The organism is Pseudomonas sp. KBN12P06040 (genome assembly GCF_037574965.1).
Lineage (GTDB): Bacteria > Pseudomonadota > Gammaproteobacteria > Pseudomonadales > Pseudomonadaceae > Pseudomonas > Pseudomonas aeruginosa.
On record NZ_JBBELS010000001.1, the window covers coordinates 2,905,762 to 2,920,145 of the forward strand.

A 14,384-nucleotide genomic window follows, 5' to 3' on the forward strand; every position below is an offset into this window, starting at 1 on the left:
GCCAACAGAAGAACGGGCAGGCGCAATGCCTGCCCTTGTGTCTCAGCGACGCGCGCTCAGGTTCGTCAGATTGTCGCCCTGGCGCTCGGCGGTGACCTTGCGGCAGTGCACCAGGGCGTCGCGGATCATGAAGTTGACCAGGGTCGGCGAGACGCCCAGTTCCTTGGCGATGTCCTTCTGTGGCACGCCGTGCAGGCGGTACATCTCGAAGGCGTAGCGGGTGCGCTTGGGCAGCTCGGTGAGGGCATCCGCGATGTGTTCGAGGGTCGCGTAGTTGATGTGCGAGGTTTCCGACGAGGCGCCCTGGATCACCACGTTCAGGCCTTCTTCCTCCGGCCCCGAGTATTTCTGTTCGAGCGCCTGCTTGCGGTAGTGGTCGATGGCCAGGTTGCGGACGATCTGGAACAGGTAGCTGAGTTGTGCCTTGAACGACGAAGTGATCTGCGGCGCCGACTGGAGCCTGAAGAACGCATCCTGGACCACATCTTCGGCTCGCGAGCGGCAACCGGTAATGCGGGCGGCGATCTTCACCAGGATCGTGCGGTTATCGACGAAAGCCTGGAGAAGCGGGGTATCGCATCTGCGGGTAGACAGTTGTTCCGACATGGAAATCACCTTGCTGCGGAGGGGGCTGCAGAGCACTGGCGGTGGGGGAGACCCACACATGGCGCAACAAATTATGTTGAATGATAATGATTGTCAATTACGAAGAAATAACCAATCTCACCTTTATTCGTGAATGGTCTGCATGCTGGCAAATAGCCGCTGCGAATGATGGAGGGGAGAAATTCTTCGGCGTTTCAGAAGGATGGCCGCGCCAATGTTGCAGTCATGCGTCGCAGACGAAATTTTTTTAATAATCTTTAGGAATCAGCTAGTTAGAAATCGGTATTGAATGCCTCGCGGCTCCTGCCGGCGTTCCGCGCAAGAACTGCGCGAAGGCGCTGCGACAACCGTCCCCAGCTGCTCCAGGTCGTACATCGCTATCGCCGATGCGGCGATAGCGCCGGGCACAACCCATCAGAATGGATAGGGGTTGGCGTCCTTTCGCGCAATGCTCCGCGGTTGCCCGGAGATTGCGGTTACATGCGCTAATTATTTGCCGTTGTTATCCGTTCCCCTCTGTGACAGCGCGGGCAGGTGCCCGGCGCCCCGGCGTGCGCAGCAGGAGACGGAAATGCCGATCGATCATGGGAAAGCGCTCTGCCCCGGACGAGGGCCACGACAGCGGCGCAAGGAGGTCGGCAGGTGAGCCCGGCCGTTTCCCTGCAATTGTTCTGCCTGCCTTATTCGGGGGCCAGCGCCACGCTGTTCCGCCGCTGGCAGCCCAGCCTGCCGAGCTGGATCCGCTTGTTGCCCCTGGAATTGCCGGGGCGCGGCCTTCGCTTCGGCGAGGTCTTGCATACCGATGCCGCCAGCCTGGTCGCGCAATTGGCCGGCGAGCTGCACGGCACCCTCGACAGCGCTTCTCCCTACGCCTTCTTCGGCCACAGCCTGGGCGGGCTGCTGGCCTTCGAACTGGCCCATGCCATGCGCCGGCGCGGCCTCGAAGGGCCGCTGGCGCTATTCCTCTCCGGCGTATCCCCGCCCGCCGAAAACGATGTCAGCGGCTACCGGCGCGCCAAGGCCGACGCCGAACTGGTCGCCGCGTTGCGCGACTACCGGGGTACTCCGGAGGCCGTCCTCAACGATCCGTCGCTGATGCAGATGCTGTTGCCAGTGGTGCGAGCGGACTTTCTCGTCACCGGCAGCTACCGCTACCAGGCGCATGGGCCGCTGGACGCGGCGCTGCACCTGTTCGGCGGACGCGAGGACAGCCTGCGCAGCGCCGAGTTGCTCGGCTGGCTGCATGAGGCCGGGGGCGACTTCACCCTCGACCTGCTCGACGGGCAGCACTTTTTCATCCGCGAACAGCAGGGGCAGTTGCTGCGCCTGCTGCGTCGCTACGCCGGCCAGCATCTGCTGCGCTGGCACAAGGACAAGGTCCGGGGAAGCATGCGCGCCGCCAGTTGAGGGGCGGCCGCGACGACTGTTTCCGGAGACTCACTAGAACTCGATTGCAAGCCGAATTCAGGCAGGAAAACACATGATGGACGCCTTCGAACTTCCCACCACCCTGGTCCAGGCCCTGCGTCGCCGCGCCGTCCAGGAGCCCGAGCGCCTGGCGCTGCGCTTCCTCGCCGAGGACGATGGCGAAGGCGTGGTCCTCAGCTATCGCGATCTCGACCTGCGCGCGCGGAGCATCGCCGCGGCCCTGCAGGCCCATGCGCAGCTGGGCGATCGCGCGGTGCTGCTGTTTCCCAGCGGCCCCGACTACGTCGCGGCGTTCTTCGGTTGCCTGTATGCCGGGGTCATCGCGGTGCCGGCCTATCCGCCGGAATCGGCGCGCCGCCATCACCAGGAACGCCTGTTGTCGATCATCGCCGACGCCGAGCCGCGCCTGGTCCTGACCACCGCTGACCTGCGCGAGCCATTGCTGCAGATGAACGCGCAACTGTCCGCCGCCAACGCCCCGCAACTGCTTTGCGTCGACCAGTTGGACCCGGCCGTTGCCGAGGCCTGGGACGAGCCGCAAGTGCGTCCCGAGCATATCGCCTTCCTCCAGTACACCTCCGGTTCAACCGCACTGCCCAAGGGCGTGCAGGTCAGCCATGGCAACCTGGTCGCCAACGAGGTGCTGATCCGCCGAGGCTTCGGCATCGGTGCCGACGACGTGATCGTCAGCTGGCTGCCGCTGTACCACGACATGGGCCTGATCGGCGGCCTGCTGCAACCGATCTTCAGCGGCGTACCCTGCGTGCTGATGTCGCCGCGCTACTTCCTCGAACGTCCGGTGCGCTGGCTGGAAGCCATCAGCCAGTACGGCGGCACCGTCAGCGGCGGTCCCGATTTCGCCTACCGGCTGTGCAGCGAGCGGGTCGCCGAGTCGGCCCTGCAGCGTCTCGACCTGAGCGGCTGGCGGGTAGCCTTCTCCGGTTCCGAGCCGATCCGCCAGGACAGCCTGGAACGCTTCGCCGAGAAATTCGCCGCCAGCCGCTTCGACGCGTCCAGTTTCTTCGCCTGCTACGGCCTCGCCGAGGCGACCCTGTTCGTCACCGGCGGCCAGCGCGGCCAGGGCATTCCCGCCCTGGCGGTGGATGGCAAGACGCTGGCGGAGCACTCCCTGCTGAGCATCGACGACATCGGCGTGACCCAGGCGTTGAGCTTCTTCAACGACTTCAGCGGCTACTACGAGAGCACCCTGCCGTCGCTCAACCCGCGCTATCGCTACTCGGTCCTGCACGCCGCCGCCAGCGCGACGACCGAGGCCATGTGGCAAAGCCTCGGGCCGCGCAGTCGCAGCCTGACCAGCCGCAATGCCTCGCGCTTCGACGTGCAGGTCAAGCAGGTCCAGGCATTGCAGGCGGCGCTGCTGGAGTTGCAGGACATGCAGGCCGGCGCGCGCCTGCTGGCCAGCCTCAACGCGCTGGCCGTGGCCGATATCGGCCAGGCCCTGCGCGACATCGACGAGCAGGCGGTGCTGCGCGAGCCGGTCGATTTCAGTCGCTGGTCGGGCGCGCCGAATTTCGGCCTGCAGGCGTTCCGCGCCCAGGACAGCGCCGAGCTGAAGCAGAGCCTGACCAGCCAGTTCAATGCCATGGCGGCGGTCGCCGAGCGCCACGCCCCGGCGCTGGAGTGGCTGCAGGCGCAGCAGTCCAGCCTGGCCACCGCCGACTACAACGCGTTCGTGCGCTTCAGCGCGCTCAACGCCGAACTGCAGAAATTCAAGGCCGACAACCCGGCGAGCACCGCGGCGCAGCTGGCGAAGCTGGTGGGTAACGATTTCAACCAGATGGACATCGGCAGTTGCGCTGACATTCTCAACGGCGTGCTCCTGCCGTCCAGCCGCAGCGACCTGGCGACGCGCCTGGTGGACCTGCGCCAGGGCGCGCTCGGGCGCTGCCAGTCGTTGCAACAGCAGCAGGCGGCGCAGGCCTGGAAGGACCTCGCCGACTACTTCAACCAGTACCTCGCCGGACGCTTCCCATTCGCCTACAGCCTGGAAGCGGCCGATGCCGAGCCGGGGCGGGTGCGGCACCTGCTGAAGCTGATGGAGACGCGCTTGCCGCAGGTGCGCGAAGGGCTGGCCCAGGTTCGCTCGCCGGACCTGCCGGCCGCCGAGGACTTCGTCCGCCGCCTGGAGCAGGCGCAGGGCTGGCTCGGCCCGCTGTTCGAGCGCGACAAGTCGGGCCTGCTCGGCGTCGCCCTGGACATCGACTGGCGCAGCGACCGCAGCCTGGAACGCGGCGCCGACCAGGTGATCGCCTGGAGCCTGTACTCGGGCGACCAGGAAAGCCGGTTCCCCGGCGCGCAGGACAAGGGCCTGACCTGGAATGTCGGCGATCCGCTGAAAATCATGCTGCGCTGGGCGAAGAACGGTTCGCAGCGTCCGGCAGACGACCCGCGCCAGGCCAGCCTGGCGGTGGCCGACCTCGAGGCCGGCTGGAGCTACCAGGGCTCCTGGGCGCTGCTACGCATGATGCGCGCGCACTTCTCCCGGCAGCGCCCGCCGAACGTCGACTACACGGAGTTTCCGCTGGTCCTGCAACTGCCGGTGTATGCGCCCTACAGCCCGGAAAACGAGGCGCGGATGTTCTTCCGCCTGTCGTTGATGAGCCTGGGCGGCAAGACCCCGCTGTCCATCCAGCCGCTGCCGGTGCGCGCGCCGCAATCGCCGTTCGCGACGCTGTTGCCGGCCACCGTCGCCAGCACCGGAGGTACCCCATGACCCTGCCTCTTTCCGGCAACGCCCTGTCCCTGGAAGTGCTGCTCGAACCGATCGACCCCAGACAGCCGTGTGGCCCCAGCCTGCGCTACGACCCGGACTACGACCGCCTGCGCGAGTTGCGCCGGGAGGACGACAGCAGCCTGCCGACCGGCGTCTGGCAGGCGGAAGCCAAGCGCGCCGACTGGGCCGCGGTGGAGCAGTTGGCCAGCGAACTGTTGCAGCGGCGCAGCAAGGACCTGATGCTCGCCGCCTGGCTCGGCGAGGCCTGGCTGCAACGCGGCGGGCTGGGCGGATTGCAGCGCGCGCTGGTGCTGCTGGCGGAACTCTGCGAGCGCTACCCCGAGGAGGTGCATCCGCAAGCCCAGGACGGCGATCAGTCGTGGCGGGTGCCGCCCATCGACTGGCTGTTGCGCCGCTATGCCGAGCTGCTGCACACGCGCCTGCCGCTGATGGGGCAGGGCGCGTTCGCCGAGATCACCCTCTATGCCTGGCAGAGGCTGCAGCGCCAGCAGGTCGCCAGCGGCGACAGCAAGAGCGCCAAGGCGGCGCTGGAAGCGGCGCAACTTCAGCAGAAGAAGCTCGACGAAGCGTTGCGCGCGGAGCCCCTGGTGCAATGGCAGCGCAAGCAGGCCAGCCTGCTCGCCTGCCAGCAGCAACTGCAACGCCTGGAACAGTGGTGCGACCGCTGCCTGGGCGAACTCGCCCCCAGTTGCCAGCCGCTGCGCGAGGTCATCGCGCAATGGCTGGCCTTGCTCAAGGAGTTCATCGCCATGCACCCGCAAGCGCCGCTGCCCGACGAACAGCCACCGGTCGCGGAGGCGGACGCCGCCGAAGGCGACGCGGACGGCGAGGAAAGCGTCCCGGCGAGCGCGCCGAGCGGACCGGCTGGCGCGCCGACCAGTCGCGAGGACGCCTATCGGCAACTGCTGCTGATCGCCGACTACCTGGCGCGCACCGAGCCGCACAGCCCGGTTCCCTACCTGATCAAGCGCGCGGTGGAATGGGGCAACAAGCCGCTGAGCGAGCTGCTGGCGGAGCTGATCAATGCGGACTCGGAGGCGCGCCGGGTCTGGTCGCTGCTTGGCGTGCTGCCCTAGGATGCGGGGCTATATCTTTTATTCGAATATATAAATACGAATTCAGAATTTTTTAATCTATGGGTTCCTGGGGCAAGATGGGCGCACATTCCCCGGCTCGGAACCCAGCATGTCCGTCATCACCCATCCCCACGCCCGCGAGCTGACCAAATCGGTGCGCGCCACCGTGCTGGTGTTCAACGACCCCCGTTCCCGCGAGCTGCTGGAGCGCATCGAGCGCCTGGCGCCCAGCGAGGCCAACGCGCTGGTCATCGGCGAGACCGGCACCGGCAAGGAGCTGGTGGCGCGCCATATCCATGCCCTCAGCGGACGCAGCGGCGGCCCGTTCGTCGCGGTCAACTGCGGTGCCTTCGCCGAGAGCCTGGTGGAGAGCGAGCTGTTCGGCCACGAGAAGGGCGCCTTTACCGGTGCGTTGCAGAGCAAGGCCGGCTGGTTCGAGGCGGCCAACGGCGGCACCTTGTTCCTCGACGAGATCGGCGACCTGCCGCCGAGCATCCAGGTCAAGCTGCTGCGCGTGCTGCAGGAGCGCGAGGTGGTGCGGCTCGGTTCGCGCCGGCCGATCCCCATCGACGTGCGGCTGGTGGCGGCGACCAACGTTGACCTGGCCGACGCGGTGGTCGCCGGGCACTTCCGCGAGGACCTGTTCTACCGCCTGCACGTGGCGACCATCCAACTGCCGCCGTTGCGCGAGCGCCGCGGCGATATCCTGCCGCTGGCCGAGTACTTCATCGTCGAGCACTGCCGGCGCCTCGGCTACACCAGCGCGAGCCTGAGCCCGGAAGCCGAGCGCAAGCTGCTCGGGCATTCCTGGGCGGGCAATATCCGCGAGCTGGAGAACGCCATCCACCACGCGCTGCTGGTCTGCCGCAACCGCCTGATCCAGCCGGCCGACCTGCACCTCATCGACATGCGTGCGCGCCAGGAGCCGAGCGGCTTGCGCCGCGCCCCCGAGAGCGCCGCCGGCTCGGCGCTGGAAGCGGCGCTGCAGGCACTGTTCGAGGAAAACCGCGAGGATCTCTACGAGCACATCGAGGAAACCGTGTTCCGCGCCGCCTATCGCTTCTGCCACGGCAACCAGTTGCAGACCGGACGCCTGCTGGGGATCAGCCGCAACATCGTGCGCGCCCGCCTGGAGAAGATCGGCGAGCTGGAAACCTCGCCACGACACAACGTGGTCTCGCTGGTGGGCAAGTGAGCGTGGTGCTTTACAGTCTTTCACAATTCCCCCACAAAACCGGCAAGAACCCGGACGGCGGCTGTTCTACAACGGAGCGGTGAATCTCGTTGGCCGGACCAGGGACGTCGCCATGCCTCGCTCCGCTCGCCTGTGTCGCTCGCTCCCGGTAGCCGCTTTCCCGGCCGCGCCGAGTCCGCCCGGTCCTCCAGTCACAGCAACCTTGGTTTCCCGACCCGGCGAAGAGGATCGCTGCATGCCGTACTGTTCGCCGGAACAACTCGCCGACCTCGGCCCGTTGCTGGATTGCCTGCGCCGCTGGCCGCGCATCCGCGAGCCGCGGCCGGGGGTGTTCTACCTGGGCGACCAGCCGTTCTGCCAGTTCCATTCGCGCAATGGCCAGCGCTGGGCCGACGTCAAGCGCCGCAAGGGGCGCCTGCCGCCGTTCGTCCTGCCGCCGGGCGACCAGTATTCGGCGCGGGCATTCCAGATATTCCTGCTCCAGGCCTACAAGCTGAACTGAACTGTTGCCCGGGCAACAGTCGGACAGCAGCGCTGTTGCGTGGCTGACAGGCCGAGGCCGGAAACCCGCCGCAACTGCCCGGAAAACGCACATTTCCCCGTTGGTACGGCCCTTGCTCCAGGGCACTGCACCTAGCGCAACAGTCCACAGGGAAATCCCATGACCAGCCCCTTCAAAGTCGTCGCCGTCTCCGGCGGCACCTATCGCCCGTCCCGCACCCTGGTACTCACCCAGGCCCTGATCGCCGAGCTTGGCCAGTCGCTGCCGATCGACAGCCGGGTCATCGAGCTGACCGACATCGCCGCGCCGCTGGGCGCTACCCTGGCGCGCAACCAGGCGCCGGCGGAACTGCAGGCGGTGCTCGACGAGATCGAAAGCGCCGACCTGCTGCTGGTCGCCTCGCCGGTCTACCGTGGCTCCTATCCGGGCCTGCTCAAGCACCTGTTCGACCTGATCGACCTCAACGCCTTGATCGACACCCCGGTGCTGCTCGCCGCCACTGGCGGCACCGAGCGCCACGCGCTGGTCCTCGACCACCAGTTGCGCCCGCTGTTCAGCTTCTTCCAGGCGATCACCCTGCCCATCGGGGTCTACGCCAGCGAGGCCGACTTCGACAACTACCGGATCGTCAGCGAGCCGCTGAAGGCGCGCATCCGCCTCGCCGCCGAGCGCGCCGCGCCGCTGTTCGGCGGACGCTCCGAACTGTTGAAGATCGCCTGAGGTGCGCCGATGAACGTGTTCTGGTTCCTCCCGACCCACGGCGATGGCCACTTCCTCGGCACCAGCCAGGGCGCGCGGCCGGTCTCGCTGCCTTACCTGAAACAGGTGGCACAGGCGGCCGATAGCCTCGGCTACCACGGCGTGCTGATCCCCACCGGACGCTCCTGCGAGGACTCCTGGGTGGTGGCCTCGGCGCTGGCGCCGCTGACCGAGCGCCTGCGCTTCCTGGTGGCGATCCGTCCGGGAATCGTTTCGCCGACCGTCTCGGCGCGGATGGCGGCGACCCTCGACCGCCTGTCCGGCGGGCGCCTGCTGATCAACGTGGTCACCGGCGGCGATCCCGACGAGAACCGCGGCGACGGCATCCACCTCGGCCACGCCGAGCGCTACGAGGTCACCGACGAGTTCCTTCGGGTCTGGCGGCGCGTCCTGCAGGGCGAGGCGGTGGACTTCCACGGCAAGCACATCCACGTGGAGAACGCCAAGGCGCTCTATCCGCCGCTGCAACGGCCGTATCCGCCGCTGTACTTCGGCGGTTCCTCGGAGGCCGCCCACGAACTGGCCGGCGAACAGGTGGACGTCTACCTGACCTGGGGCGAGCCGTTGCCGGCGGTGGCGGCGAAGATCGCCGACGTGCGCCAGCGAGCGGCTCGTCATGGGCGAACGGTGAAGTTCGGCATCCGCCTGCATGTGATCGTCCGCGAAACCGCCGAAGAAGCCTGGCGCGCCGCGGACAGGCTGATCGAGCACATCTCCGACGAGACCATCGCCGCCGCGCAGCAGTCCTTCGCCCGTTTCGACTCCGAAGGCCAGCGACGCATGGCCGCGCTGCACGGCGGCCGCCGCGATCGCCTGGAGATCCAGCCGAACCTCTGGGCCGGGGTCGGCCTGGTGCGCGGCGGCGCCGGCACCGCGCTGGTCGGCGATCCGCGGCAGGTGGCGGAGCGGATCGGGGAGTACGCCGAGCTTGGCATCGACAGCTTCATCTTCTCCGGCTATCCGCACCTGGAAGAGGCCTACCGCTTCGCCGAACTGGTCTTCCCGCTGCTGCCCGAACCCTACGCCAGCCTGGCCGGCCGTGGGCTGACCAACCTGACCGGGCCGTTCGGCGAAATGATCGCCAACGACGTGCTGCCGGCTCGCGCCGGCGCTTGAGCGGCCGTGCCCCCGAGGAGAAACGCCCTGTGAATGCGAAGACCCGCCCCGAGGCGCAAACGCCGTTGCAGATTGCCCGGCGCCTGGCCGCCGATTTCGCCGAGAACGCCGCCGAGCGCGACGTCGCCGGCGGCACCCCGAAGGCCGAGCGCGACGCGTTGCGCCGCAGCGGCCTGTTGTCGCTGATCATTCCGCGCGAATACGGCGGCCTGGGGGCGAGCTGGAGCGAAACCCTGCAAACCGTGCGCGAACTGGCCCGGGTCGACAGCTCGATCGCCCACGTCTACGGCTTCCAGCACCTGATGCTGGCCACCGTGCGCCTGTTCTCGCGGCCCGAGCAATGGCAGCCGTGGTTCGAGCTGACCGCGCGCAACCGCTGGTTCTGGGGCAACGCGCTGAATCCGCTGGACAACCGTACCGTGGCCCGGCGCTTCGACGGCTGGCGCGAGTTCTCCGGGAAGAAGAGCTTCTGCTCCGGCGCCCGCGATTCGGAGATGCTCATCGCCTCGGCGCTGGACGGCGAGGGCGGGCCGCTGCTGATCGCCGCCATCCCCACCGCGCGCAGCGGTATCAGCCTGGGCCAGGATTGGGACAACATGGGCCAGCGGCAGACCGACAGCGGCAGCGCGATCTTCGAGCGGGTGCGGGTGGAGGAGAGCGAGTTGCTGCTCGATCCCGGGCCGCTGAGCACGCCGTTCGCCTGCCTGCGGCCGCTGATCGCCCAGTTGATCTTCACCGAGGTGTTCCTCGGCATCGCCGAAGGCGCCTTCGAGGAGGCTCGCCAGTACACCCTGCGCGAAGCGCGACCGTGGTTCCGCTCCGAGGTCGCCGAGGCCAATGCCGACCCCTATGTGCTGGCGCGCTACGGCGAATTCTGGGTCGGCCTGGAAAGCACCCGGGCGCTGGTCGAGCGCGCCGCGCAGCGCCTCGACGCCGCCTGGTCCGAGGGCCCGGCGCTGGACGCCAGCGAGCGCGGCCAGTTGGCCCTGGCCATCGCCGCCGCCAAGGTCGCCGCGACGCGCAACGGCCTCGACCTGTGCAACCGCATGTTCGAAGTCACCGGCGCCCGCTCCACTCACGCCGCCCTGCGCCTGGACCGCTACTGGCGCAACCTGCGCACCCAGACCCTGCACGACCCGCTGGACTACAAGATCCGCGAGCTGGGCGACTGGGCGCTGAACCAGTCACCGCCGCAACCGACCTTCTACTCATGAACGCTTCTACCCATACTCCCGACCGGCTGCTGACGCTGCCACGTTCGCCGAGCCTGGCGACCTCGATCCGCGCCACCGCCCAGGTCTTCGAGGACCCGAAGTCCCAGGCCCTGCTCGAACACCTGCGCCAGGTGGCGCCGAGCGAGGCCAGCGTGCTGGTGATCGGCGAGACCGGCACCGGCAAGGAACTGGTGGCGCGGCATATCCACAACCTCAGCGCGCGGCGCAACGGCCCGTTCGTGGCGGTCAACTGCGGGGCCTTCTCCGAGTCACTGGTGGAAGCCGAGCTGTTCGGCCACGAGAAGGGCGCCTTTACGGGCGCCCTGGCGGCCAAGGCCGGCTGGTTCGAGGAAGCCAACGGCGGCACCCTGTTCCTCGACGAGATCGGCGACCTGCCGATGCCGATCCAGGTCAAGCTGCTGCGTGTGTTGCAGGAGCGCGAGGTGGTGCGCCTGGGTTCGCGCAAGAGCATCCCCATCGACGTGCGCGTGCTGGCGGCGACCAACGTGCAACTGGAGCGGGCGATCAATGCCGGGCACTTCCGCGAGGACCTGTACTACCGGCTCAATGTCGTCAGCCTGGAGCTGTCGCCGTTGCGCGAGCGACCCGGCGACATCCTGCCGCTGACCCGCCACTTCATCGCCGAGTACAGCCGTCGCCTGGGCTACGGCCAGAGCCAGTTGAGCCCGGAGGCGGCGCAGAAGTTGCGCGCCTATTCCTGGCCGGGGAACATCCGCGAGCTGGAGAACGTCATCCACCATACCTTGCTGATCTGCCGCGACGGGCTGATCCGCGCCGATGACCTGCACCTGTCCAACCTGCGCCTGGAGCGTGGCGAGGAGCTGGCGCGCGGGGTCCCGGCGAGCGGCGCCGCCGAGCACTTGTTGCAGCAGGCTTTCCAGCGGCTGTTCGAAGAGCAGGGCGAGAACCTCCATGGGCGGGTCGAGGATGCCCTGCTGCGCGCGGCGTACCGTTTCTGCCATGGCAACCAGGTGCATACCGCCAACCTGCTGGGACTCAGCCGCAACGTCACGCGCACGCGGCTGATCGCCATCGGCGAGCTGGTGGTGAACAAGCGCGGTGGCCAGCGGATCGATGGCGAGCGGGCGGTGCGGTTGTCGATCTGAGTTCAGGCGCTCGGGATCGCGGCGGATAAGCGCAAGCGGTTATTCGGCCAACCTCCCGCGACTATCCGCCGTGCCGGCGCTGCGGCATTCGCCCAAACCCAGCCGGGCGCAGTAGACTCGGCGCTTTGCGGAGCGTCTGGCTCCGCGCTCTGCGCCAGGTGGAACTGCCCGATGCCCGATACCTCTCCCGATCTGCCGGCCATGTCGCCGCTCGCCGCCTATCGTCAGGCCGTGGAACAGCGCGGTTTCGCTCCCGACGAGGCGCAGCGGCGCGCCGCCGAGGCGCTGGAGCGTTGTTTCCAGGCCCTGCACGAGCCGCACCGCCACGGCGCGATCCAGGGCGTCTACCTGTGGGGACCGGTAGGACGCGGCAAGACCTGGCTGATGGATCACTTCTACCAGTGCCTGCGCGTGCCCGCGCGGCGCCAGCACTTCCACCACTTCATGCAATGGGTGCACCAGCGCCAGTTCGAACTGACCGGTACAGCCGACCCGTTGCGCGCCCTGGCCCGCGAGTTGGCGCGGGACGTGCGGGTGCTGTGCTTCGACGAGCTGTTCGTCAGCGATATCGGCGACGCCATCCTGCTCGGCAGCCTGCTGCGCATCATGTTCGAGGAGGGCGTGGTGCTGGTCGCCACTTCCAATCAGCCGCCGGAGCAGTTGTACGCCGACGGCTTCAACCGCGAACGCTTCCTCCCGGCGATCGAGGCGATCCAGCGGCACATGGCGGTGGTCGCGGTGGATGGCGGCCAGGACCACCGCCTGCATCCCGGCCGGGCCGAGCAACGCTACTGGGTGGTGGAGGCGGGGCAGGCGAGCGGTTTCGCCGAACTCTTCGCGCGCCTGAGTGCCGGCGAAGCGGCATCCACGCAGCCCATCGAACTGGGGCACCGCCCGCTGGCGGTGCACCGGCACAGCGAGTCGGTGCTCTGGTGCAGCTATGCGCAGCTCTGCGAGGCGCCGCTGTCGGCGCTGGACTTCATCGGCCTTTGCGACCGCTACCGGGCGATCCTGATGGACGACCTGCCGTGCCTGAGCGCCAGCCAGCGCGAAGGCCGCATAGCCCGTGGCACCGAGGACGGCGCGCAACTGGTGGAGGCGGGGGATCGCGAATTGCCGCAGTTGTCGGTGCACGACGACGGCGTGCGGCGTTTCATCGCCCTGGTGGACGAATGCTACGACCGCAAGGTGCCGCTCTACCTGGAGGCCAGGGTACCGTTGGAGGCACTTTATACCGAGGGCTACCTGGCCTTCGCCTTCCGTCGCACCCTCAGCCGGCTGCGCGAGATGCAGTTGGCGCGCTTCGGCAGCGACAGCGCCGGCTAGCGCCGCGCCGCCGAAGCGGGAACTGCGGATGGCCGCCCGCGCTCATCCGCCGGCCAGGCCGAGGCTCAGTAGCCGTGCCGGCGCAGCAGCGCGTCCATGTCTTGCGCCGCCGGGCGGCCCTGGAACTTCAGCAGTTCCGAGGTGCGGTTGGTGAAGAAACCGTCGACGCCGGCCGCGCCTAGGGCCTTGAAGTCTTCCGCCGAGTCCACCGAGTAGGCATGGATGAACAACCCGCGCGCGTGGGTCATGCGGTTCATCCAGGGTTTCACCAGGTCGGCGTAGCTCTGTTCGCCGCGTTCGCTGAGGGTCGCCGAGGGCCCGGTGCCCAGCGCGCCGTGGGCCTTGGCCCAGTCCAGCCAGGCGCCGAACTCGGCTTCGGACTTCACTTCCTGCCTGGCGTAGAAGGCCGCCTTGTCGGTTTCCCCGGATTCCTTGAAGGTCACTGGCGAACGGGCTTCCAGGTAACCGTCGCCGAGCCACAGCAGGAGAATCTTCGGCACTTGCGGCATGCTTTCTTGCAGCAGTTCCAGGCTGCTCTTCTCGAAGGTCTGCAGGATCACCCGGCCATTGCCGTGGGCCACGTCGACATGCCCGGCGGCGGCGCGCTCGCGGGGTTGCAGCCAGCCGCGGCGTTCCAGCAGCTTGCGCAGGTCGTCTTCGATGCCGGGGAATTGCGCCGGTACCTTGGTCTCCAGGTACAGGCCCGGCTTGTTGGCGCCGCCCTCGGCGATGTCGAGCATCTCGTCGAGGGTGAGGATGCGCAGGCCGACGAAGCCGGGCCGGGCGCGCTCGGGGAAGGCGCGATTGAACCAGGAGCCGGCGTCCAGGCGCTTGAGTTCGGCGAGAGTGAAGCTGCTCACCGGGTCCTTGGCGCGTCCCGGGAAGACCTCGGCGACGTCGGTGGTGCGCTCCAGGGTGTCGTCGTGGAGGGCGACCAGTACGCCGTCGCGGCTGCGCTGCACGTCGGCTTCCAGGTAGTCGGCGCCGAGTTCGCGGGCCAGCAGGTAGGCCGCGGCGGTTTCCTCGGGGGCGTCGTACGAGGCGCCGCGGTGGGCGATGACCGCCGGCCAGGGCACGCCGGCGGCGGCGCTGAGGGCCTTGCCGGACGGCTCCGCGGCCTGGGCGGCGAGCCCCGCCGTCAGGCCGAGGAGGCCCAGGGTCTTGAATGTTCCTTGCCAGAATCTTTGCCGCATGAGGCGCCTTTCCTTCTTTCTTTTTCACGGGATTGCCGACCAGTCTGGCGTTGCCGGATGACCGCAGGACGACAGATACAGGTCTGT

12 protein-coding genes are annotated in these 14,384 nt (G+C 68.1%); 10 read left to right on the forward strand and 2 right to left on the reverse strand.

Translation table 11 applies throughout. The features are described from left to right. Positions 1-42 precede the first annotated feature (42 nt). Complete coding sequence (gene pvdS / locus VQ067_RS13765) at positions 43-606, reverse strand: pyoverdine signaling pathway sigma factor PvdS (RefSeq protein ID WP_134483923.1); 564 nt, start codon at positions 604-606, stop codon at positions 43-45. A 642-nt stretch (positions 607-1,248) separates the two neighbouring features. Here pvdS and pvdG point away from each other — a divergent pair. The 10 genes from pvdG (at position 1,249) to zapE (ending at position 13,104) form a co-directional block, all read left to right on the forward strand. Beyond that, the gene (gene pvdG / locus VQ067_RS13770; RefSeq protein ID WP_015502869.1) at positions 1,249-2,013 is read left to right on the forward strand and encodes a pyoverdine biosynthesis thioesterase PvdG; all 765 of its coding nucleotides are present in this window, start codon (positions 1,249-1,251) and stop codon (positions 2,011-2,013) included. Between the two features lie 73 nt (positions 2,014-2,086). Beyond that, positions 2,087-4,768, forward strand: a complete 2,682-nt coding sequence (locus tag VQ067_RS13775) for an AMP-binding protein (protein ID WP_340080834.1) — start codon at positions 2,087-2,089, stop codon at positions 4,766-4,768. Further along, on the forward strand, positions 4,765-5,865 hold the full coding sequence (gene tssA, locus VQ067_RS13780; RefSeq protein ID WP_033990507.1) for a type VI secretion system protein TssA: 1,101 nt from the start codon (positions 4,765-4,767) through the stop codon (positions 5,863-5,865). Before VQ067_RS13775 ends, tssA begins: the two co-directional genes overlap by 4 nt. Positions 5,866-5,974: 109 nt before the next feature. Then, entirely contained in the window at positions 5,975-7,060 is a 1,086-nt protein-coding gene (locus VQ067_RS13785) for a sigma-54 interaction domain-containing protein (protein ID WP_003089480.1), read from the forward strand. Between the two features lie 235 nt (positions 7,061-7,295). Next, complete coding sequence (locus VQ067_RS13790) at positions 7,296-7,562, forward strand: hypothetical protein (RefSeq protein ID WP_003089476.1); 267 nt, start codon at positions 7,296-7,298, stop codon at positions 7,560-7,562. Between the two features lie 159 nt (positions 7,563-7,721). Further along, positions 7,722-8,282 (forward strand): FMN reductase, encoded by a 561-nt coding sequence (gene msuE, locus VQ067_RS13795; RefSeq protein WP_003089470.1) that lies wholly within the window; start codon positions 7,722-7,724, stop codon positions 8,280-8,282. A gap of 9 nt (positions 8,283-8,291) precedes the next feature. Further along, a complete protein-coding gene (gene ssuD, locus VQ067_RS13800) occupies positions 8,292-9,437 on the forward strand; it encodes an FMNH2-dependent alkanesulfonate monooxygenase (protein ID WP_003104713.1) in 1,146 nt (381 codons plus the stop codon). Positions 9,438-9,466: 29 nt separating this feature from the next. After that, on the forward strand, positions 9,467-10,651 hold the full coding sequence (locus VQ067_RS13805) for an acyl-CoA dehydrogenase family protein (protein ID WP_015502891.1): 1,185 nt from the start codon (positions 9,467-9,469) through the stop codon (positions 10,649-10,651). Beyond that, positions 10,648-11,778, forward strand: a complete 1,131-nt coding sequence (locus tag VQ067_RS13810; protein WP_003139334.1) for a sigma-54 interaction domain-containing protein — start codon at positions 10,648-10,650, stop codon at positions 11,776-11,778. The genes VQ067_RS13805 and VQ067_RS13810 overlap by 4 nt, the downstream gene beginning before the upstream one ends. 171 nt (positions 11,779-11,949) lie before the next feature. Further along, positions 11,950-13,104 carry a cell division protein ZapE gene (gene zapE, locus VQ067_RS13815; protein ID WP_003122701.1) on the forward strand — a complete coding sequence of 385 codons (1,155 nt, stop codon included), beginning with the start codon at positions 11,950-11,952 and terminating at the stop codon, positions 13,102-13,104. A 65-nt stretch (positions 13,105-13,169) separates the two neighbouring features. On the opposite strand, the gene VQ067_RS13820 is transcribed toward zapE, so the two are convergent. Next, complete coding sequence (locus tag VQ067_RS13820; RefSeq protein ID WP_033990509.1) at positions 13,170-14,297, reverse strand: glycerophosphodiester phosphodiesterase; 1,128 nt, start codon at positions 14,295-14,297, stop codon at positions 13,170-13,172. Between the last annotated feature and the right edge of the window lie 87 nt (positions 14,298-14,384).